Source organism: Pseudoalteromonas sp. UG3-2, from assembly GCF_037120705.1.
Classification (GTDB): domain Bacteria; phylum Pseudomonadota; class Gammaproteobacteria; order Enterobacterales; family Alteromonadaceae; genus Pseudoalteromonas.
In genome coordinates this window covers 2,065,054-2,085,959 of the sequence record NZ_JAWLJU010000002.1, presented here as the reverse complement: position 1 = coordinate 2,085,959, position 20,906 = coordinate 2,065,054, and the positions used below count along the sequence as shown (strand labels likewise).

Genomic DNA, 20,906 nt, shown 5'->3' with positions numbered 1-20,906 from the left:
TGTTGATGATGTATCTCTCGTAAGAGGATACAGTGTATTGATAGCTTCTCCCCAGATTGCTATAACGGCTCGTAGTTTTTACGAGCCGTGTTTTTCTTTTCTTAATGCAAACTTTTCCTTTTTTCATAGCGTAACAACATCAGACTAATTTAAGGTTTATTTAATTTATACTAGGCCTTACACTGAATAGCATAAATGCAATTAACTCTCATTTAAAAGGAAGTCGTCATGCTTAAACCCTTTCTGGTAGCAAGTGCGCTGTTTTGTAGTCAAGCCTTCGCTGCTTGGCAATTAGACTCACAATTGAGCGATGTTAGCTTTGTTTCGGTGAAGCAATCTAGCGTTGCCGAAGTTCACCATTTCACTGGGCTTGATGGCACTATCTCTGAGCAGGGGCAACTGCAATTACAGATCGACCTTAGCAGTGTGGAATCACTGATCCCAATTCGTAACGAGCGCATGCGAAAAATGCTTTTTAATGTTTCGCAATACCCGCACGCCACCGTGACAGCCGATGTCTCGATGCATCTGGCTAAGTTACCAGCAGGGACCACAAAAGTGTCTGATGTCAGCGCCAACTTATCACTGCATGGTCAAATTGAGCAGTTAAGCCTTGATTTATTGGTCACGAAAAGTGCCGACAGTGTCGTGGTGACACCGGTGAAAGCGGTGATCATCAATGCCCCAGCGTTTGGTTTAGGCAAAGGGATTGAGGCACTCAGAGAAATCGCTGGGCTTAAGTCGATTGCAACCAGTGTGCCGGTTAGTTTCAACTTGGTTTTTAATGCACAAGATTAATACTCTGATTGACAAGTACGTGGCAACTCACGCGCCGACGCAACAATGGTCGGCGCCGTCATGTGGCTGGTCAGAGATAAAAATTGCCCGCGATGGTCGCTGGTATCATCAAGGTGCAGAAATAAAGCGGCAATCTTTAGTCGCTTTGTTTGCCAGCGTGCTAATCTATGAGTCTGGTCGCTATTGGTTGAAAACGCCCGCAGAAACCTGCGAAGTGGAGGTTGAATCTCACCCGTTTGTGATCCAACAATGGCATTACTGTGACGAGGCTGAGACTTTGGGGTTGGCGCCCTGTATTTTGGCCGAGGATAACCTCAACCGGCTGTGGCCAATTTGCGCTGCTTTTCCGTTAAAGGTGCAATCCCAAGGGCAAAGCCAAATACCCTACCTTGAATTGAACTATGGCCTCAGTGCTGTGATTGCAAGGAACGTGTATTATCAATGGGCAGAGCTGTTACAGCAAGATGACCAGGGCTTTTATCTAGACTCTGCCAAAGCGCGTTTCTATTTGGGCTAAACGCGCTTTTGTGGGCTTTATTAATTGCTGTCGACTTGTTCTTCTGGGTTAAAGGGGCCTAAGAACCACTCATCTAGCTTCCACGCTAGTTGATTCAGACCGATCCCCTTTAATGATGAAAAAGGGTGAACGGTGATGTCGCCATCAATTTCACTGAGTGCACGGCGCACTTGTAACACTTCCGCTTTTCGTTTGCCCTGCTTTAATTTATCGGCCTTAGTAAGTAGCGCCAATACGGGAATATTACTACTGGTAGCCCAGTGAATTAAATCCATATCAAGATCTTTTAGCGGGTGGCGAATATCCATTAACACCACGATGCCTTTTAAGCATTGCCTTCTTTGCAAGTATTCACCGAGCGCCTTTTGCCACTTTTTCTTCATTTCCAATGGCACCTTGGCATAACCATAACCTGGAAGGTCGATTAAGCGCTGATCTTCTCCTAAGGAAAAGGTATTGATTAATTGGGTACGGCCTGGTGTTTTACTGGTTCGGGCCAGCTTTTGATCCGTGAGGGCATTGAGGGCACTGGACTTTCCGGCATTGGAGCGGCCCGCAAAAGCAACTTCGATCCCTGAGTCTGGTGGCAGTTTGCTGATATCTGGGGCACTGGTAATAAACTGTGCTGAGTTATATTGAACGCGAGATTTAAGCACGCTGACTCCTAACTGATTAAACTTTTGCGGATTGAACTGCGTATTTTATAACAGTATTAAGCTTAGCAAAAGAAATACTGTACAGTGGTTAAGCTTGCCAAGGTGCAATTTTTAGCGAAATTCAGCTGAGATAGGTGGTTTACGCTTTAATCTAGGTCAAACCCCTATAAATTATAAGTTTAATATGAGCAGAAAACGTGCCAGAGAAAGTAATATCGTGTAGAATGTAGGAATTGCAATGTCAGTCTAAAGTTTATACCAATCAGTAGTGACTACTGAGCAAATATTTTTTAGGTGGAGCAATGTTTTCTCTTTTGGTAATAGAAAGCATTGCATGTAGAATTCATCTGATTAACATAACAACCTAATTAGTACTGATTGGTATTATCAGCCCAAGCAATAAAGAAAGCGACTTTTTCGCCTGGGTGTAAATTACAGGGTCGGAAACAGAGAATTTACCATGAAAAAAATAGCATTAACTTTAACAATGTTGCTTGGTACGTTGTCAGCAAGCAACGCATCGGCATTCGATGGTGACGCAGAGGCGGGTAAAGCGAAATCTGCAACATGTGCAGCATGTCACGGTCCAGATGGCAATGCCCCTGTGACCATGTATCCAAAAATTGCAGGTCAGCACGCTGATTATATCTACAAGCAACTAAAAGAGTTCAAGTTAGGTATGACTTCAGGTGGTGAAGAAGGTCGTATGGACCCTGTAATGAGCGGTATGGCGATGCCATTGTCAGATCAGGATATGAAAGACCTGGCGGCTTACTTCTCTTCATTAACCATGACAGCGGGTACTACGCCAGAAGACGTAGTAGCAACGGGTCAGAAGTTATTTAAAGCAGGTGATGCAGAGCGCGGTATTCCGGCTTGTGCAGCATGTCACGGCCCGCGTGGTAATGGTACTTCACTGGCAAACTTCCCGAAGATTTCTTTCCAGCACCCAGAGTACATCAAGTCTCAGCTTGAAAAGTTCCGCGATGGTACGCGTAACAATGACATGAACGGTATGATGCAAGACATCGCACAGAAGCTAACAGACAAAGACATCGAAGTATTATCGAAATACTTAGGTGGCCTACACTAAAGTCGTATAGCAGAGTTATACACCTCAGTGTAAACTCTTAACTGTTGAAAAAAGGGCAGCATCAGCTGCCTTTTTTTGTGCCTGCCGTGTAAGAAATATCTCACTTTTAATGTAAGACAGTAGCTATTGGCTAATGTAAGTTTTGGCTTATTTTTCGACTATTGTTCATTGTAAGTTTATGTAATTATGAAAAAAACTATAGAATAAAAAATATTTAGGTAATAAATTTGTTATTAAACAGTTGTAACTCGAGCTCAAGAGCGTAGATTATTGGTTGTCGCCAAGCAATACAAAAACAGGGACAATTCGATACGGAAGCGTAGGTGGCAAGGTTAAGTATCAGTTAGATACAAAGGATTAAAAACAAAGCGTTAGGAAGACCGAGAAAAAGAAAATCCATGGAAGTCTAATAATAAAAACAATATGGATAGCATCACGGAAGTCTAAAATAAAAACAAAACGGAAGATACAAGATAACAAAAACAACAATAAGACTTAAAAAAGTCGAAGGGAGAAGTGTCCAGTTGTGACGCTCAGATTAGCAGGCGGTAGAGAGCAATCTCTGCCGCCTTTTTATTTGGTTGCCCTCAGCATTGCTGCTACAATAGCCACTTCATTAAGCAATTACTAACGACCATTGCAAAGCGAAACTTCACTATCTTGTGGCCTATGTCATGGCACTCAGTTAACACACTATTATCGCGATAAGCATAGGCTTTATTGGCAATGCGGGCGTTGCCATTTGGTTATGGTGGAGCCTATGGACTGGTTGTCGGCGGCTGCTGAGAAAGCCATCTATGATAGTCATGAAAATGATTTGCAAGATGCCGGTTACAGGCGCTTTTTATCTCGCCTAGCCGAACCGTTGTTGCAACGAGTTGCACCACAAAGCTATGGCTTAGACTTTGGTTGTGGGCCGGGGCCTTTGCTAGCGCACATGCTCCGTGAGGCCGGACACACGGTAGAGTTATACGATCTCTATTATGCTAATCGACCAGAGGTACTAAATAATCGCTACGACTTTGTTGTAAGTACTGAGGTGGTGGAGCACTTAGCTGCGCCAGGTAAAGTGCTGCAACAACTATTGAGCATGCTTAAGCCAGGCTGTCCGTTGGCACTCATGACAAAGTTGGTAATCGATAAGACACGATTTCAATCGTGGCATTACAAAAATGATTTAACGCATATTAGCTTTTTTAGCCGTGCGACGTTTGAGTATTTTGCCAGACAGTTAGATTGTGATTTAGAATTCGTTGGGAATGATGTCATCATTCTTACTAAGCGTGATCCGCGCAGATGTTAGGTATTAAGTTATGACCAGAAAGAAAAAGACACGTAAAGTGGCCGCCAATGGCACGCCAAGATTAAGCAAAGAAAAGCTACAAGAGTTGCGCGCCATGAAAGAGCAGCGTAACAAAAAAACCAAGGGCAAAAAGCCAGGTTCAAGAAACGCACCAGAAACCGTGACCAAAGAGCAATCGTCAGGGTCGAGTAAAAAAGATCCCAGAGTGGGAAGTAAGAAGCCGGTAGTGCTTAAGCCTGAGCCGCAGCAGCAAGCTGAACATAGTCAACCTGAGCTTAAACGCCACTTGCAGCCACAGGTACAGCTGAGCAATGCCAAAGAGACGTTATCGCCTGAGCAAGAGCTAGAGCAGCTAGAAAACGACGAGCGCCTAATGGCTCTACTCGAGCGCCATGAGCGTGGTGAGCTATTAACCGGCAAAGACGCGAAATACTTCAACCGCGGTATTGCACGTCACCAAGAGCTGTGCGAAATCTTGGGTATTGACGAAGAGTTCGAAGAAAGTGACATGCAAGAAGATGATCCCTTAGAGCAGTTTGTTAGTAATGATCTAGCAAACGAATGGTTAGACGATGATTTCGAGGAAGGCGATAAATAATGAATAGCGCGTGGATTGTTGCTCTCATTGTTGGTGCACTGATCATTGCCGGGCTGGCATTTTATGCCGGCAAGTTGCTATGGCAATTAAAGGTGCAAAAAGAAGTGATTGCTAAGTATCGCGAAAAAAAAGCCCAAGAGCTGGAAGAGTCCAGGCAAGCGCGCAATGGCAAAATTGCCGACAGCGTTAACTTAATCGCACGAGCGATGAAAGAAAAGCAATGTGAGTATTCAGAAGGCTGCTTGCGCGTATGGGTGTTAATATCTCAATACAGTTTTGATGAAGAGGTAGACTTGCAACAGGCCTACCCTGGGGTATTCAAAATGTATGAAGAGGTTAAAGAAATGCCGACCCATGAAGCCCGTAAAAAGTACTCGAAAAAAGAAATCTTTAAAATGGACAGCCAACGTTGGCGCGCTGAGGAACGCTTAGAGCAAGAGATTTTAGCCGATTGTGAAAATCTAATTGTGCGCTTTAAAGCGGCTCCCGGCAGTGAAAACGTGGTATTCCAATAACCCAGCACAAAAAAGCGCTCAGCTGAGCGCTTTAGCTACTTGCTCCGGTACTCACACTCCGTTAATACCAAGCCCTCAACACACTGATAATAGACCGTTAAACTTGCTCCAGGCTGAATGCTTTGGTGCAAAGGAGTCATCACAGTAAACTGTAGCTGATGGTCATTAAAGTCGGTGAGCTTCACTGCATCAAAACCAAAAAAACATTGTACCGTTGAATATAGCGCCTTATAGATGCTTTCTTTGGCAGAAAAAATTAAGGTCAAAGGGTTGTGTCGGTGCTTACCTAAACGCGTAAACAAGTCATATTCTTGCGGGTGCAATAGCTGTCGCTGCAGTTCGCGTTCTTGTTTTGCCGCCATATCGCGCTCGATATCAATCCCCACTCCCTTAATCGCCTTGTCAGTGGTGGCAATCGCCGCCGCAATCCCCCGAGTGTGAGTAATGCTGGCGCGAACTGTTGGCGGCCAAATAGGGGCACGATCTTCACCGCTGTGTACGGTAAAGTCAGGATGGCCAAGCTGTACTAAACAGTGTTGCGCGCAAATCCGCCCGGCGAGGTATTCGGCTTTTCTTTTCGCCACCGCGCGTTGCAAGTGGTTGGGGGGGGCAATGCCATAATCTGCAAAAGAGCTCTCATCGTAACTCTCTGGGGCAAATTGAATGCAGTAAAAAGGCAAGTTTAATTGTGCTGTAAACAGTGTGGATTTGGTACTTTGCAAAGTTGACTCCCAACAACCATCCTCAGTAATAAAGGCCCAAGGTATTCCTTTATTGGTTTTGAGCGCTTAGTTTGCAATAGCTAAGCGCTCATAGCAAGAAGTTGTCAGTGTTTAGCGATTACTTTAATTTGCTAGCTACTGACACCAGCTGTAGGGCTAAACCGGAGACTTTTTCTGCCAGCGCAGGGTCTTTTATTTTGCCCTGCTCATCAAAGACTTCAAACGCGCTAGGTACGGCAAGCTGATCGGCCAGCACTAAGCTTCCAATGCCGGAAAGGACATCGCGTACGTGATTGAGGCCGCGCAAGCCTCCTAAACCACCAGGTGAAGTGGCATAAAGCGCCACCACCTTGTTTCTGAAAGCAGGCACTGCGCCTTGCTCGGTTCTTGAAGCCCAATCGATGGCATTTTTTAATACCGCGGTAAACGAGCCATTATATTCTGGGCTGGCCAATAAAATGCCATCGGCATCGCGTAATTTGTCTTTCAGGATTTGTGCCCCTTGCGGCGTATCTTGGGCTTCCAAGTCCTCATCAAACATGGGAATATCTAAATCTTGTAGCTTTATGACTTCAACTTCGGCGCCTGCTTCTAAGGCAAAATTGGCGGCTGCTTGAATAAGTTGCTGGTTATAGCTGTCTTTTCTAAGACTGCCTGCTAGGGCGATAATTTTGGCTGTGGTCATCTTGTTGAATCCTTATTGGTTTATGTTGATAAGATAGTAGCAAAGTTTTCCTTGCATGAAACCGAAATAAGCGCAAAGCTTATGTGCATATATGCACAGGAGCAACGATGGATAAGTTTACCGATTGGCAAGATCTTAAGGTAGCCTACAATGTGGCTAAGTGTGGTACTTTATCGGCGGCGGCTGAGCGCTTGGAGATCCACCATAGTACCGTGTTGCGGCGCATAAATGCGCTGGAAGAAGCGTTGGGAACACGATTGTTTCACCGTCATGCTAGAGGCTATCAGGTTACTCAAGCTGGTGAAAAGTTACTGCTGACCGCCAGCCAAATAGACGAGCAGCTAATGCAACTGAGCACCTCTATTGCTGCTGTAGACAGTCAGTTACGAGGCAAGTTGCTGTTAACCACCGTCAGCGGTTTTATGGATATGCTGTCGGAGCCCTGTTTGAGCTTTCAGCAACTACATCCGCAAGTACAGCTTGAGGTGATCCTAGATCAGAAGCGTTTAAGGCTAGATCATGGCCAAGCCCATGTGGCGGTGCGTGCCGGTCCAAAACCGGATGAACCCGACTATATTGTGCAGCACCTCAATACGTTAAAAGCAGGACTATACGCTTCCTCGAGTTATATTAATCGAATGGGGCTACCGACTTCGCAAACAGCACTTCAGTATCATTACTTTGTCTCTGGGGTGGCGGGATTTAATGCTCGTGTACCTTACTTTGCATGGGTAGATGAGCAGATCCCTGAAAGCCAAGTAATGCTGCGGGTATCGGAAACATCCGATGCCACCAGAGCGATTGTTAATGGCCTTGGTATTGGTGGCCTGCAGCACGATGTCGCGAAACGCTACCCGGAGCTAAAACCGGTATTAGCAAACGAGCTTGAATGGCTTAGCCCAGTGTGGTTGGTTACTCATATGTTGGTGCATCGCACCGCCAAAGTACAAGCCTTATGCGACATCTTAAAGCGCCACTTCGCTAGTTTGTAGTGGCTTCACAGCTAAGCTGTTGCAGTGGCACAAAGGTTTGCTTTTTAGGGTAATACAATACACAAAGCGTGCCACGCAGTTGTAGTGTAAAGCTGTCGTAATCCAGCTCATGATTGCCCAGTATTGGTGCGCCATCAGCTTGTTTACTGTTGCCATGCTCCAAAATTAAATGTGGACTGCGTTGAAATACTGTGGTGGCAAGCTTCGGGGGCATCCCCCCTGTCAATGTAACGATTGCTTGTTTTAGCTGTTTGATGGTGGCCGCTGAACCATTTGTTAGTACCGCATTTTGAACGTTACTGTGTTGCTCAGGCTTGGCTTGGCAGCCAAGCTGCAGCGTTGCCAGCAGTAAAGAGGCTGTGAATGTTATTTTAGTCACTGGTTGCGCTCCTCAGGAAACATCCAAATAGCGCCATCACGGGCAGGATGCTGTGGCAGGGTTACCGCTTCACCTTGTAAATTTAAATGTTGAGTATTAGTTTCTGGGGCAAATTGCGCTTGTGCAGGACAGGTTCCCGTCTCAATATGCTGAAGTGCTGCTGCGAGTATGGCTTCTTGCTCGCTGCCTAATGGCTGAGTGAAGTCATCGCTGACCTGGCAGCCAGGTACACTGGCTGTTAGGCCAATTTCACCGCTGCTCGATGGACCTGCGGGCATAAAGCCATCGGCATAATCACCGAAGCCTTTGGCATTCTCGGAAGCAAATTGAATGGTGTAATACACCGTGCCACAGTTTTGCGCTGGAGCAAAGCCATAAGGTTTGCCACGAGTTTTATCACCAATCAAATATACCTCGACATCAATGCCGCGCAGACCATTGATAACATTCTCGCTGGCTGAAGCGGTACCGCGTGTAGTTAAAATATACACCCGAGGCAGCGAGACAGACGGCAATTGTTGTTCGGTAAAGGCATTATTAGGCCAGTCAATTACCCGTGGTTCAAACTCGGTAGATTCTTCTTCGGCTTGGCGTTTATCGTTCAATGTGCTGGTAGTAAACACGCGTTCCAGACTTTGATTTCCGGCGACCATAAACCCTAACTGGGCAGCCATAATTACCCTGCCACCGCCGTTGTAACGCATGTCTAAGACTAGGTCATCAATTTGCTGCTGACGAAATAGGTTAAAAGCATCTATTAAACCTTGCTGAGCGGTTGGAATAAACTGATTATACTGCACATAACCAACCTTACGGCTGTCGGTTTTGAGTATTTGTGCACGACGCACTGGTGTTGTTTCTATATCCATAGAGGTTAACGTCACCTCTTTTTGTTCGCCTTGCTGGGATTCAAATACAAATTCGTGTGGCTCACTCTGACTTGGAGAAAGCCCGGCATTTAAGGTGTCAGTGTCAGAACTTGAGATAAAATCTACGCCATCAATGGCGATTATTTTATCCCCGCGAACAATACCGGCGTTTGCTGCAGGTGAATTGGGCTCGACAAAGGCCACTGTAAAGTTACGTGGTGGCGCAGCTGATATCACCGCCCAGCGAATACCATAACCGGTACTTACACCAGACTGTGCTTGTTTTTGAAAGCTTTCGTACGATTCATAATAATGGAACTGGTCTTTATTGGCGCCATTCGGGGTTTGTTCATTGGTTTTCAGTTGCTCGAAATAAGCAATGATGCTGTCAAATTGCTTGGGGTCGTTGTCCTCAACTTCGTCATACCAAAGATAAGTTTCGTTGGTAAATGAGCGTAACCACATTTTTTCATGCATTGCAGTACCCGCTTTATCCGGGTAAGGCTGATTATTATTATAAGGGTCGCCGCCGCTGCGAGGGTCAGCGCAAAAGTTGATAAACTGATCTGAGGGTGGGTAGACGTTAAACGTCCACGTAGGAGCCGGTGGTGGCTCGGTGCTATTATTGTCAGGCGTTGGGCTGCTGGGTATGTTATTATCGTTGCTCCCTCCGCCACCGCATGCGGCCAGTAGCAAGCTTAGAAAAATACCCGTTGAAACCGAAAAAAGACGCTGCATTAGTCGTTGTTCCCAATAAAAATGGATTGCTTAAAAGTTAGCATCCACAGTGATATCGCGCAATCACTGTTGTTGCCAAGCCTGAAAAAGTTTGCGTTGCTGCGGGGAAATTTTTAAGCCATAGGTTTTTTCCATATAAAAGTAAGCTTTGGCAATACGGGTTCTGGCATACTCTGGAGGCTCGATACGTCTTAATTTAAAGTCAATTTTGACTGGGCAGGCGCCATGTTGACGTTCGTTATGGGGCAGCATGCCAAAGCGATAATTCGATCTATCGCCATTTATTTCACCGATGGCTGGTGCTAAATTATGTATGTCGGCTTCCATGCGGCGAAATGTGGCGCTGGTTTTACGACAATGTTTACGGCCACCTTCTTGCCAGCACTGTAACTGATGACCAAACTCCCACGCCGAAACAATATGTTCCCACTCGATTCGTTGTGCACGTTTATTTACTTTGCCACTGCGAGTATAAGGCAGGCGTGGAGAGTAGCCACAACTGGCCGCGTCTGGCACTAACTTCTTGCCATGCTTTTTGATCGAGCAGTTGCAGTATAACGTCCGAGTATTGTCATTAACTTGTTGAGATAAATGTTTTTTTGCCTGATAAAAAGAACTGAAGTTATTCGCGCTGGATGGCAGTGCCAATACCAGTAATAGTAATAAAGGCAATAGGGTACGGTGTGGCATTTCCTCTCACCGGAGGTGGAATTCAGGAGTTGCCACTATAGCAAAAAGCACATTAATAAGAACGATTTATTAATCAGATTTATGATTTTATACCTGGTTTTTTGCTTTTGCGTCGCCCGCGGCGAGGAGGAGATTGCAATAGTAATAACACCCCACTTAGGGCAAATAACACACTCGTGGCAGCAAAACTAATCAGCAGTGGGTTATTAAAGTCTTCTCTTTCTTGGTAATCCATAATGTGCAGCATCCAGAAAAAGTCAAAAATTCGCCATAGGTTACTGCGCACCGTAATCACTTCGCCACTGCTGGCGTCAAGATAGAGTGTGGTGCTAAGCATATCGTCATAGGTTACCTGCCATACACCGGTTCGGTGTCCAACTTCTCGTGCACCTTGCTGCAGTTGCACGGCAGCAATTACCTGGGCGTCAATGAGCAGGTGAGCATTGGCCTGTTGAATTATTTCGCTGCGCGTAGGAGGTTGAAACACAGTGCCGGTTAAACCATTAAAGACCTTAGTCTGTTGGTCATTTAATTTGATGATTGGAGTGTCTAAAAAGTGGCTAAAAGACAGATTAGAGGGGCGATCGGAGTTACTGGCGATGCTATTAAGATCCGCTTTATAGTCGCTCATGATAAAGGGGTTGCTGAGCGTTCGTTTGGCTAAATGGTTACCATGCACCTTGTCCAAAGGGATGGCGCTCATGACTAGACCCCCTAAAAGCCAAGCCAAAATTTGCAGAAACAGTAGGTAGCCGAGGTATTTATGCAGCTTTCGTGCTGGCTTTAGAAGTTTTTTAATCATCACAATATGTTATTCTTGTTGTCAGTGAAGTCACTCACCATAGTCTAAGCTGATTGCTTTTTTAAAGCAGTTTGCGATGGTTTACTTTGCTGTACCCAGTATCACACCTATTTCGTAGAATATAGGTTAATTTAACTTTACGCTTTAACAAGGTAGCTTTTAGCCCATGTCTGAAATTCAATTTTTAAATGTCGATTTGGAACTAGAGTCAAAACAAGATATTAGTGCTTTGGTTTCGGATTTGAAGAAAAATGCTATCGTGCTGCATTACGACCAAGATGATTATCGCCAACTGGCAAGAATAGAAGCAAATACCTCTGAGCTAACGCCAGATAAGGCCATTAATCAGTTGTGTGAGCTAATTGAGTCGTGCTCAAAAGCGGCCCTTAAACAGTGGTTAAGCTGTACTAAGCGTACCTTTGATATTGGATTTCAGTCAGGTACGTCGCCAAAGTGTTTTTCTCAAGCGCTTAATGCCGAAACCTTGTTGCGGATTTCTGCCATTGGTGCTGGCATTGAGTTAACGCTTTACCCAATTGAGGAAAAATAGTTATCTACAGAGACTTTATAAAAAATTAGTGTTAATTTTGTTAATTTATTGAAGATTTAAAACGGTTGTTTTATCTTGAGAATTCGTCAACACGGATTATTTCTAGGAACGCAAGATGAAACAACAAGTCACTCTATCTGCATTAACTCTGTCACTTTTAACCGCCTCTTTTCTTACGTCAGCATCGCAGCAAGGCGCCACAGCTCAGTTTCAAGCGCTGTCGGGCGTCGATAAGTTCAATGCTGCACCGCTGCAAGTGGCCGATATCAAAAAGCAAGTAGCAAAAAATATTGCACTGTCGCTATCTGGAGTAAATGCTCAATTACAACTGCAGCTCAATCAATATCAAGACACCGTACCACTGGAGCAGGTTGCAGTTAGCACTCAAACCAAGCGTTTGGTTGCAGAAGCAAATCAGTATACACGGCAGCTCAAGGGACTGAGTGATAACAACAGCAACTTGTACCAGCTTCGTCTTGCCGATAATGAGATGTTAACAGCCTGGCAGCAAGGGCAAATACCCTTGATTGCTTTTGCACCTAAAGGGGATGACAAAGATTGGCAATACGTTGAGGCATATGACCATCAAGGTCAGTTGCACTTGCTTGATGCCCATACATTGCCACAGCGCCCAGTGCTGATCGTCGAGCTAGACAGTGCTCAGGTAAAGCGAGAAGGGCTAGCCGTAATGCGTCGTGTGTTTGCTGAGCATGGTATGGCGATGCCAAGCCAAGACGTTACTGTGAGTGATGAAGCTCAGCCATTGTCTACCAGCGTGCTGAAACGGATCCGTCTGAATGACGATGAGGAGCCTTGGATCTCCGGTGCGGCAGAGGTCTATGGCGTGGTTACAGGCGTCAATCCATCTCGTGACGAGCCGGTATTAGACATTGTTGATATGCCTTATTTGGATCATGATGGCCGTGATTACACGCCAAATCAAATTCTTATTCATTGGCAGCGCTATCGCTGGCAAGCGGCAGACGTATTACTAATGGAGCAAGACGACAATACCAACTATCAGGAACTGGCAACCACCTTCCTTGATATCGTCACCCAAGTAATGAGAACTATCCCAGATCCCAATGTACAGGGCTATGCTATTATTCCGCAGCTAACCAATCAGTTGATTAAAGCAATGCCAAGTCACTGGTTTAGCAATGACGATGATTATGTCGACGTCTTTTATACTCTGTTCGAAGGACAAACCTATCAAGGTCATATGGGCGCCAGTGGTAACGCCAGGATCACCTTAGAGCCACTGACGATTAACCCCAGATAACCACCAAGCAAATGTAAAAAGGCCGGAGAATCCGGCCTTTTTAGGTTGTGTCGCAAAATAGTGTTACCAAATGGCTTCGACAAACTCAGGATGATCGATAAACGGGTTGCGGTTACCTTGGAAGTTGAACGCGGCATCATTGCGTGCTTTTTCTATGGCATCAACGGGATCTTCGTTATGCCAACGCTTTAACATGGCTATAACCCAACTTTCGAAGACTTGATCTTGACTGCCATTGAGTACCGCGTCGCTGTAGCTGGTGTTGTTTTGCCAGTTGGCAATAACATCTTGATAGCGGGTTGCCATATAAAAATACGCCCGAGCAAAATCCCCCTTAAAGGCATCAATGGGCTCGAAAACCGTCCCGCTATAGCCAATCCCAGTGGCACTGCCAACTTGGCTGCCATTCGAAGAAACATAGCTGGCACTGCCCACTTCGCCAAATGGGAAGTTACTGCGCTGAGCATTAACGTAGCCATCGGTGGCAAAAATATGGTGAATATCTGAGTTCATCGGTTCAACTTTGCCGCCAAACCAAGATTTTGGAAAGGAATGCTCGCGATTATAACAATCCCCTTCACCACTGTAATTACCACATTGCGAGGTGGTCGATGGGTAGACAATGGTGTCGGCGCTGGTGGGTTTTTCAGAGTAACGGTCTAGGATGGTATTATCATTGTCGAAGTAGTTATCGCGCTCGTATTGATCGATAAAACTCCATATCGCTGAATACCCTTGCGATTGGTGACTGTTGATAATTTGGTGGAGCTGCGTTTTTAAGGAATACCCAGAAAGCCCAGCAGTACTGGCATAATAGTCGTCGCCTGCAGGAGGCGTTGAGCTACCTAACTGAAATGTATGCGACTCAGTGGTACTAAATTCTCCCCCTGAGGCCAGTGTATTACCGCTGGCGGTTAAAGTGTATTCACCGTTGCCGTAGCTGCAACAGATACCATCGCCATAACTGTCATAAATGGTAAAGGTGTAATCACCATCGGCTAAGCATAGCGACTCATTCACTGTGCTGTTATTACTGTAGCCACTGCCACTGGCCACCACAGTGTTACTGGAGTCTAGCAACTGCCAGCTGGTTTCACTGGCATAACTGTCCGTGGTTAAGGAGAAGTCGACATTATTGTTTTGGCAACCTGAAGGTGGCTGAGATGAGCTATTAGCAGGTTGGAAGTCATCAACGTAGACCACTTCACTGCCATCAAAGCTACTGGTGTCGTAAAATCGTAAACCAACATCAATGGTGGTGTTGGCTGTGGCGCTATAAGTCTGAGTAAGCTGTTGCCATTGTCCCAGCATGTAAGGGTCGGAATAGTTATGATAACCATCCACCACCAAACGTGCTTTTATTCCGCCCTCGGTATGATAAACCCAGGTGCTGAATTGGTAGGTTTTTCCTGCTTCCACAGAGATCTGCTGACGCAAATCGGTGTTACTTTGGGTTGCCGTGGTCACCGTTATAGCGGCGGCATGGCTCCCTTGCTTGGTCGGTGTTGAGACCATCGCAGTGTTAATACCTGAGTCTATGGTGCCCCAGCCAGTAGGCGTTTGGCCACTCCAGCTTTCAAAACCACCATTGTCGATATTAGCCACCACGGTGCTGCTAGCGCTGAGCGCTAAGGATGCAGCAACGAGTTTGGTTATATTCCCGTGTTTCATAGTTAACTCACTATCTATTTGATTATTTGTATTATTGTCATATTTTTTACTGACAGCTCGATTATGCATCAGAACTGTTGCAGTAATGTTAATATTTTTATTCAATTAGTGCTGATGTTCTTTTAAGTTATTTTCTTTGGACTTTTTGAAAATTAATAACCAAATGGAATATAAAAGCAGATTCTATTCTTTTTGATCTCACTCTTGGCCACGTATGCTTCAGGCTAATCAAAATCGGCTTTGCCATGAGCAGGCCAGTTAAGCAATGAGCAAGCAAACCTTTTGGTACGGGGATCCACAATGTTGTTAAGTCAACTTAATGCTGCAGCAAGTCCGCTGACACAAGAACAACTGCAGAAACTTCAAGGGCTGGCCACTGAGCTAAACCCAATTCAACAGGCTTGGGTGAGTGGCTATTTAGCAGCAAGTGCAAATGCCGCAGCATTATCAGGTGATGCTGGGCAAAGCGTAGCGGCATCCGAGGCGGCACCACTGACTATTTTATATGGATCGCAAACGGGCAACGCCAAAGGGGTGGCGGTACAGCTCAAAGAGCAAGCTGAAGCTCGTGGTTTAACCACCAAGCTGGTGAATATGGCTGATTACAAACCCGCGAACCTAAAAAAAGAGAAGTTCTTAGTGATTGCGGTATCTACTTACGGTGAAGGTGAGCCGCCAGAAGACGCAGAAACACTCCATGAATTCTTAGTGTCGAAAAAGGCCCCTAAATTAACTGGAGTAAAGCAGGCGGTGATTGGTCTAGGCGACTCCAGTTATGAGTTTTTCTGCCAAACAGCACAAGATTTTGAGGCCAGATTAACGGCATTGGGTGCTGAGGTGGTGGTGCCTCGCGCCGATCTTGATGTCGATTATGAAGAGCAAGCCGGTGCTTGGATCAATCAAGCCCTGGATGCTCTAGAGCCAGAGTTAAAAGCGCAACAACAAGCCGGTGGCAATAATGTAGTGGCTATGCCATTTGCCGGCGCACCGGCTGCGGTAAGCCAGTACACTAAGCAAAATCCGTTCGCTGCGGAATTAAGCGTAGTACAAAAAATTACCGGCCGTAATTCCAGTAAAGATGTCCGCCATATTGAGATTTCTTTAGAAGGGTCTGATATCACCTATCAACCAGGTGACTCATTGGGCGTGTATTTTCTTAATGACCCACAGCAAGTCGCTGCCGTCATTGAGCTACTCAAGCTGGATAAAAATGCCAGTGTGAAAGTAGGCGATGCTGAGGTGAGTTTAGAGCAGGCACTGACTGAACATTTGGAATTAACGCAGTCGTACCCAGGGTTTGTTGAGAAGTATGCATTGGCCACCAATAACACCCAGCTCAGTGAGCTGGCCAATGATAAGCCGGCGCTAAGAGCCTACCTTGAAGAGCGGCAAATATACGATGTCATTAAACAAAATCCAGGTGACATTGATGCCCAAGGGCTGGTGGATTGTTGTCGTAAGTTGCAAGCAAGGTTGTACTCTATTGCCTCAAGCCAGGCTGAAGTGGAAGAGGAAGTACACCTTACCGTGGCTGTGGTGGAGTTTGATGCCTTTGGTGAGCAACACTTGGGCGGTTGCTCTGGCTATCTTGCCAAGCGTGCCGAAGAAGGTTGCCAAGTGAAAGTGTTCAGCGAGCACAATGATAACTTCCGACTCCCAGCGGATAACAATACCCCGGTTATTATGGTTGGCCCAGGTACTGGGATTGCGCCTTTTCGGGCCTTTTTGCAAGAGCGTGAGGCACGAGAGGCACAGGGTGAAAACTGGTTGTTCTTTGGTAACCCCCACTTTACAGAAGACTTCTTGTATCAAGTGGAAATCCAGAAATACGTTAAATCAGGCTTGCTAACGAGCGTTGACTTAGCCTTCAGTCGCGATCAACAGCAGAAGATTTATGTCCAAGACCGACTGCGTGAAAAAGGCGCCGAAGTGTATGCGTGGCTTGAAAAAGGCGCTCACTTTTATGTTTGTGGCGATGCCAGCAGAATGGCCAAAGACGTTCACCAAGCACTGATAGACATCGTTAAGACGCATGGCGGTAAAGACGCCGAGCAAGCAGAGCAGTATCTTAAAACATTGCGCAGTGAAAACCGTTATCAGAAAGACGTTTATTAAGGCGTCTGATTTTACCGTTACCCAATTTTTATGTAGGAAAAGTAATGAGCAACTCTGAAATCAAACCCAATAGTAGGCTCGACTCAAGCGCCAAGCTTTCTGATAATGAGCGACTAAAGGCGGAAAGTGGCCATTTACGTGGCACCATTACCACCGACTTAACGGATCCGCTGACCGGTGGTTTTACTGCTGATAACTTTCAGTTGATCCGCTTCCATGGCATGTATCAACAAGATGACCGTGATATTCGCCCTGAGCGCACCAAGCAAAAGCTTGAGCCGTTACACAATGTCATGCTGCGGGCACGTATGCCAGGTGGCATCATCAAGCCACAACAGTGGTTAGCGATTGATGAGTTCGCCGCCGAAAAGACCATGTACGGCAGTATTCGTCTCACTACGCGACAAACGTTTCAGTTTCATGGCGTGTTAAAGCCCAATATTAAAGACATGCACCAACTGCTCAACAGTGTCGGTATTGATTCCATTGCCACGGCCGGAGACGTAAACCGTAACGTGCTGTGCACTACCAACCCGGTTGAGTCAGAGCTGCATCAAGAGGCGTATGAGTGGGCGGCAAAAATATCTGAGCACTTGCTGCCGAAAACCAAAGCCTATGCTGAGATTTGGCTAAATGGTGAGAAAACAGAAACCACGCAAGAGCCAATTTTAGGTGACACCTACCTGCCGCGTAAATTTAAAACCACAGTGACCATTCCGCCGAATAATGAGGTGGATGTCCACGCTAATGATCTTAACTTTGTCGCTATTGCTGAGCAAGGTAAGCTGGTGGGCTTTAATGTTCTAGTGGGTGGGGGCTTGGCCATGACCCACGGTGACGTGAATACATATCCGCGTAAGGCCGATGATTTTGGCTTTATTCCCTTAGAGCATACTTTGGCGATTGCAGAGCACGTGGTATCGGTGCAGCGTGATTGGGGTAACCGCGTTAATCGTAAAAATGCTAAAACCAAATACACCCTAGATACCTTTGGTGCCGACGCCTTTAAAGCCGAGGTAGAAAAACGCGCTGGAGTGCAATTTCAAGCAAGTCGTCCATATGAATTTACCCATCGCGGCGACCGTTTTGGCTGGGTGGAAGGCATTGATGGTAAGCACCACTTAACGGTATTTATTCAAAATGGCCGTATTTTAGATTTTCCAGACAAAGCCTTAAAAACAGGCTGTCGTAAAATTGCCGAGATCCACAAAGGGGATTTCCGCATGACGGCAAACCAAAACCTCATTATTGCTGGGGTGGCGAGCGAGGATAAAGCGGAAATTGAGCGCATTGCTCGTGAGCATGGCTTAATTGATGAGCAACACTCTGAACAACGTAAGAACTCCATGGCTTGTGTGTCGTTGCCCACTTGCCCACTGGCGATGGCAGAAGCGGAGCGCTATCTTCCTGAGTTAGTCACCAAAGTTGAGGCGCTGCTGGCCAAACACGAGGTAGTGGAAGAAAATATTATTCTCCGTGTGGTGGGCTGCCCTAATGGCTGTGGTCGTGCCATGCTGGCGGAAGTAGGCTTTGTTGGTAAGGGGCCAGGTAAATACAACATGTATTTAGGGGGCAACCGTGCTGGTACGCGCATTCCTAAGTTGTATTTAGAGAACGTTGCTGAAGAGGTATTCTTGCCAGCACTGGACGAGCTGATTGCGCAGTGGGTGCGTGAGCGCCATGCTGACGAGTGCTTTGGTGATTTCGTTATTCGTAAAGAGATTGTTGCCGAAGTGAAGGTCTCTAAAACCGACTTTCATGCATGATATCAACTAGGCAGCTTGGCTGCCTAATGGATTAGAAAATGAGTGATTTTAAGCAAATATTATCTCAAGACAGTGCCACACAACAGCGATTACTGGCAGAGGTGAACGCCATGCTCAGTGAGCAAAGCGCTGAACAACGAGTGGCATGGGCATTAGAACACTTGCCAGAAAACCACTTTCTGTCATCGAGTTTTGGTATTCAGGCGGCGGTGATGTTGCACATGATGACGCAGCAGCGTGCGGATATTCCGGTAGTACTAACCGACACTGGTTACTTGTTTCCTGAGACTTATCAGTTTATTGAACAGCTCACTGAGCGATTATCACTTAACCTCAAGGTGTACCGTGCAGAGCAAAGCCCAGCGTGGCAAGAAGCGCTGTACGGTAAACTGTGGGAGCAAGGTGAAGCGGGTATTAAGCAATACAATACCTTAAACAAAGTCGAGCCAATGAACCGGGCATTGCAAGAGCTTGATGCGGGGACTTGGTTTAGTGGCTTGCGCCGCCAGCAGTCATCCACTCGTGCCGACAAACCGATTGTCGAGCTGAGCCGTGGGACGGTTAAAGTGTATCCGATCATTGATTGGCACAATCGTGATGTTTACCAATATTTAAGCAAGTTTGATTTGCCTTACCACCCACTGTGGGAGCAAGGTTATGTGTCGATGGGCGATGTTCACACTACGCGCAAACTCGAGCCTGGGATGACGGAAGAAGAAACCCGTTTCTTTGGTCTCAATCGAGAGTGTGGATTACATATCGATGGCGATGGCATCTAGGTTGGTTTATGCGGAATTTCGACCATACTTAAGACTGAGTAAGTAAACCTAGACAGGCCGAGGAGGAGTTATGCTTTATCGTGTATTGATTTGCAGTATGGTTCTCCTTGGTTACCATTGTTTCGCTCTAGCTGATACCCGCGAGCCACCTCAGCAGCAAGTCAATTTCGCAGTACAATACTATCCGCCATTTACCCTTGAAAATGACGCTAACAAAGGCATGCTCATAGAGCTGTTAGAGCACTTCGCTTCGCGCTCACCCTACCAAGTGAATTACCATGGCTCTGCAGAGCGACACTCTACTGCCGAGATAGAAAATGGCACTGCCGATATTCGCATGGAATCAAAAAAGTGGTATCGGGGTAATAAGGAAATGTGTTGGAGTTCACCGCTTTATCACATCAAAGATGTGTATGTTTCTCACCACAGTGTCACCGAGATAGAACGGGATAAACTTAATCAGCAGGTGTTTCTGGCTCGTTTTGGCTACACCTACCCAGATCTTGAGCCGCAATTATTAAGCGGTTCGCTGGAACGCAAAAACTACTACTCGGAACTCGATATTTTATCGGTGTTAAGTCATGGTCGCAGCGCTGCGGCGATGTTTTCAGTGATTGGTTTGCCAACTTTAACTTGGTATCAAAGCCAACACCCTAAACTCAAAGAAAGCATCAAGGTACATACTGTCTCAGACACTGCACCGTTGCAGCTGCAGTTTGGCCATAGCAGCATTGCTAAGCAAGTATGTCGTGACTTTAACGCGTTTTTTGCCGAGTTTAAAAAGACTGCGCAATTTCAGCAAATATTGCTAAAGTATGGCCTTAGCATTAAAGGAGTAGGCCAATGAAAGCAGTAAGCTATTTTATGATTATGGTAATGTTGATTGCGGTGGCTGCCTTGTTTGTACTCAAACGGCCCGATGGTGGTACATGGTTGAGCGCTGCAGGCATAACCAGCACAGCTCAGCAGCAGGTAAGTGAGTTACAGCAATCGGGCAAAGCGGCATTACAACGCGCCAAAGCGTACGGTGATACACTTATCACCTCAGAGTCACACCAACAAGGTGCGAGCAAGTCGGTCAAAGTGTACCGTTGGCAAGATGAAAATGGCCAGTGGCACTATTCCGATAGCCCTAGCGAGCAGGCCAGTGTGTATGAGCTGGATAGCAGTAAAATAACCGTTATCGCCGCCGAAGACACCAGTATCTTAGCGCCGCCAACTAAAACGGAGAAAAAGCCGGCCACCACTGGCGTACCAAGCGCTTTAAATCCACAGGCGGTGCAGCAAGTGATGCAGGATGCCAAGCATGTTCAGCAATTAATGGATGAGCGTAAAAAGCGCTTAGATGAGGCTCTAGAAGAAAACCAATAGGTTTTCATTAGTGTC

Annotated in this window: 22 protein-coding genes; 14 read left to right on the top strand and 8 right to left on the bottom strand. The window is 46.1% G+C overall.

Going from position 1 to position 20,906, the window contains the following annotated elements:
• The first annotated feature begins 228 nt into the window (after nt 1-228).
• On the top strand, nt 229-798 hold the full coding sequence (locus R3P39_RS12480) for a YceI family protein (protein WP_336567848.1): 570 nt from the start codon (nt 229-231) through the stop codon (nt 796-798).
• Nucleotides 785-1,315, top strand: coding sequence for a DUF1285 domain-containing protein (locus R3P39_RS12475; protein WP_336567847.1), 531 nt, complete (start codon nt 785-787; stop codon nt 1,313-1,315). Before R3P39_RS12480 ends, R3P39_RS12475 begins: the two co-directional genes overlap by 14 nt.
• Nucleotides 1,316-1,335: 20 nt before the next feature.
• On the opposite strand, the gene yihA is transcribed toward R3P39_RS12475, so the two are convergent.
• Nucleotides 1,336-1,971 carry a ribosome biogenesis GTP-binding protein YihA/YsxC gene (gene yihA, locus R3P39_RS12470; protein WP_336567845.1) on the bottom strand — a complete coding sequence of 212 codons (636 nt, stop codon included), beginning with the start codon at nt 1,969-1,971 and terminating at the stop codon, nt 1,336-1,338.
• 460 nt (nt 1,972-2,431) lie between these two features.
• Here yihA and R3P39_RS12465 point away from each other — a divergent pair, with 460 nt between their 5' ends.
• From R3P39_RS12465 to R3P39_RS12450, 4 genes are all read left to right on the top strand, one after another.
• Nucleotides 2,432-3,064: a c-type cytochrome gene (locus R3P39_RS12465; RefSeq protein ID WP_336567844.1), complete on the top strand. Its 633-nt coding sequence runs from the start codon at nt 2,432-2,434 to the stop codon at nt 3,062-3,064.
• A gap of 760 nt (nt 3,065-3,824) precedes the next feature.
• A complete protein-coding gene (locus R3P39_RS12460) occupies nt 3,825-4,367 on the top strand; it encodes a class I SAM-dependent methyltransferase (protein WP_336567842.1) in 543 nt (180 codons plus the stop codon).
• 10 nt (nt 4,368-4,377) lie between these two features.
• Nucleotides 4,378-4,965: a Der GTPase-activating protein YihI gene (gene yihI, locus R3P39_RS12455; protein WP_336567841.1), complete on the top strand. Its 588-nt coding sequence runs from the start codon at nt 4,378-4,380 to the stop codon at nt 4,963-4,965.
• Nucleotides 4,965-5,480 (top strand): DUF2489 domain-containing protein, encoded by a 516-nt coding sequence (locus R3P39_RS12450; protein WP_336567840.1) that lies wholly within the window; start codon nt 4,965-4,967, stop codon nt 5,478-5,480. The genes yihI and R3P39_RS12450 overlap by 1 nt, the downstream gene beginning before the upstream one ends.
• A gap of 35 nt (nt 5,481-5,515) precedes the next feature.
• Here the strand turns inward: R3P39_RS12450 and R3P39_RS12445 are convergent, their stop codons facing one another.
• The gene (locus tag R3P39_RS12445; protein WP_336567839.1) at nt 5,516-6,202 is read right to left on the bottom strand and encodes a 4'-phosphopantetheinyl transferase family protein; all 687 of its coding nucleotides are present in this window, start codon (nt 6,200-6,202) and stop codon (nt 5,516-5,518) included.
• A 118-nt stretch (nt 6,203-6,320) separates the two neighbouring features.
• Nucleotides 6,321-6,887 carry an NADPH-dependent FMN reductase gene (locus tag R3P39_RS12440; protein ID WP_336567838.1) on the bottom strand — a complete coding sequence of 189 codons (567 nt, stop codon included), beginning with the start codon at nt 6,885-6,887 and terminating at the stop codon, nt 6,321-6,323.
• A 107-nt stretch (nt 6,888-6,994) separates the two neighbouring features.
• On the opposite strand from R3P39_RS12440, the gene R3P39_RS12435 reads away from it, so the two are divergent.
• Nucleotides 6,995-7,879, top strand: coding sequence for a LysR family transcriptional regulator (locus R3P39_RS12435; protein WP_336567837.1), 885 nt, complete (start codon nt 6,995-6,997; stop codon nt 7,877-7,879).
• Here R3P39_RS12435 and R3P39_RS12430 read toward each other — a convergent pair.
• From R3P39_RS12430 to R3P39_RS12415, 4 genes are all read right to left on the bottom strand, one after another.
• A complete protein-coding gene (locus R3P39_RS12430; RefSeq protein WP_336567836.1) occupies nt 7,869-8,258 on the bottom strand; it encodes a hypothetical protein in 390 nt (129 codons plus the stop codon). The two genes, R3P39_RS12435 and R3P39_RS12430, sit on opposite strands and share 11 nt — an antisense overlap.
• Nucleotides 8,255-9,865: a S41 family peptidase gene (locus R3P39_RS12425; RefSeq protein ID WP_336567835.1), complete on the bottom strand. Its 1,611-nt coding sequence runs from the start codon at nt 9,863-9,865 to the stop codon at nt 8,255-8,257. Before R3P39_RS12425 ends, R3P39_RS12430 begins: the two co-directional genes overlap by 4 nt.
• A gap of 63 nt (nt 9,866-9,928) precedes the next feature.
• Nucleotides 9,929-10,555: an endonuclease gene (locus R3P39_RS12420; protein WP_336567834.1), complete on the bottom strand. Its 627-nt coding sequence runs from the start codon at nt 10,553-10,555 to the stop codon at nt 9,929-9,931.
• Between the two features lie 79 nt (nt 10,556-10,634).
• Nucleotides 10,635-11,357 carry a hypothetical protein gene (locus R3P39_RS12415; RefSeq protein WP_336569312.1) on the bottom strand — a complete coding sequence of 241 codons (723 nt, stop codon included), beginning with the start codon at nt 11,355-11,357 and terminating at the stop codon, nt 10,635-10,637.
• 166 nt (nt 11,358-11,523) lie between these two features.
• Here R3P39_RS12415 and R3P39_RS12410 point away from each other — a divergent pair, with 166 nt between their 5' ends.
• Nucleotides 11,524-11,907 carry a hypothetical protein gene (locus tag R3P39_RS12410; RefSeq protein WP_336567832.1) on the top strand — a complete coding sequence of 128 codons (384 nt, stop codon included), beginning with the start codon at nt 11,524-11,526 and terminating at the stop codon, nt 11,905-11,907.
• Between the two features lie 115 nt (nt 11,908-12,022).
• Complete coding sequence (locus tag R3P39_RS12405; RefSeq protein WP_336567831.1) at nt 12,023-13,189, top strand: DUF3103 family protein; 1,167 nt, start codon at nt 12,023-12,025, stop codon at nt 13,187-13,189.
• 63 nt (nt 13,190-13,252) lie between these two features.
• Here the strand turns inward: R3P39_RS12405 and R3P39_RS12400 are convergent, their stop codons facing one another.
• Nucleotides 13,253-14,860 carry an endonuclease gene (locus R3P39_RS12400; RefSeq protein ID WP_336567829.1) on the bottom strand — a complete coding sequence of 536 codons (1,608 nt, stop codon included), beginning with the start codon at nt 14,858-14,860 and terminating at the stop codon, nt 13,253-13,255.
• Between the two features lie 300 nt (nt 14,861-15,160).
• On the opposite strand from R3P39_RS12400, the gene R3P39_RS12395 reads away from it, so the two are divergent.
• The 5 genes from R3P39_RS12395 (at nt 15,161) to R3P39_RS12375 (ending at nt 20,891) form a co-directional block, all read left to right on the top strand.
• Nucleotides 15,161-16,975 (top strand): assimilatory sulfite reductase (NADPH) flavoprotein subunit, encoded by a 1,815-nt coding sequence (locus tag R3P39_RS12395; RefSeq protein ID WP_336567828.1) that lies wholly within the window; start codon nt 15,161-15,163, stop codon nt 16,973-16,975.
• Between the two features lie 44 nt (nt 16,976-17,019).
• Complete coding sequence (cysI, locus tag R3P39_RS12390) at nt 17,020-18,741, top strand: assimilatory sulfite reductase (NADPH) hemoprotein subunit (protein ID WP_336567826.1); 1,722 nt, start codon at nt 17,020-17,022, stop codon at nt 18,739-18,741.
• Between the two features lie 38 nt (nt 18,742-18,779).
• Entirely contained in the window at nt 18,780-19,520 is a 741-nt protein-coding gene (locus tag R3P39_RS12385; RefSeq protein WP_336567824.1) for a phosphoadenylyl-sulfate reductase, read from the top strand.
• Between the two features lie 70 nt (nt 19,521-19,590).
• Nucleotides 19,591-20,367, top strand: coding sequence for a transporter substrate-binding domain-containing protein (locus R3P39_RS12380; RefSeq protein ID WP_336567822.1), 777 nt, complete (start codon nt 19,591-19,593; stop codon nt 20,365-20,367).
• The gene (locus tag R3P39_RS12375) at nt 20,364-20,891 is read left to right on the top strand and encodes a DUF4124 domain-containing protein (RefSeq protein WP_336567821.1); all 528 of its coding nucleotides are present in this window, start codon (nt 20,364-20,366) and stop codon (nt 20,889-20,891) included. The genes R3P39_RS12380 and R3P39_RS12375 overlap by 4 nt, the downstream gene beginning before the upstream one ends.
• Nucleotides 20,892-20,906: the final 15 nt, after the last annotated feature.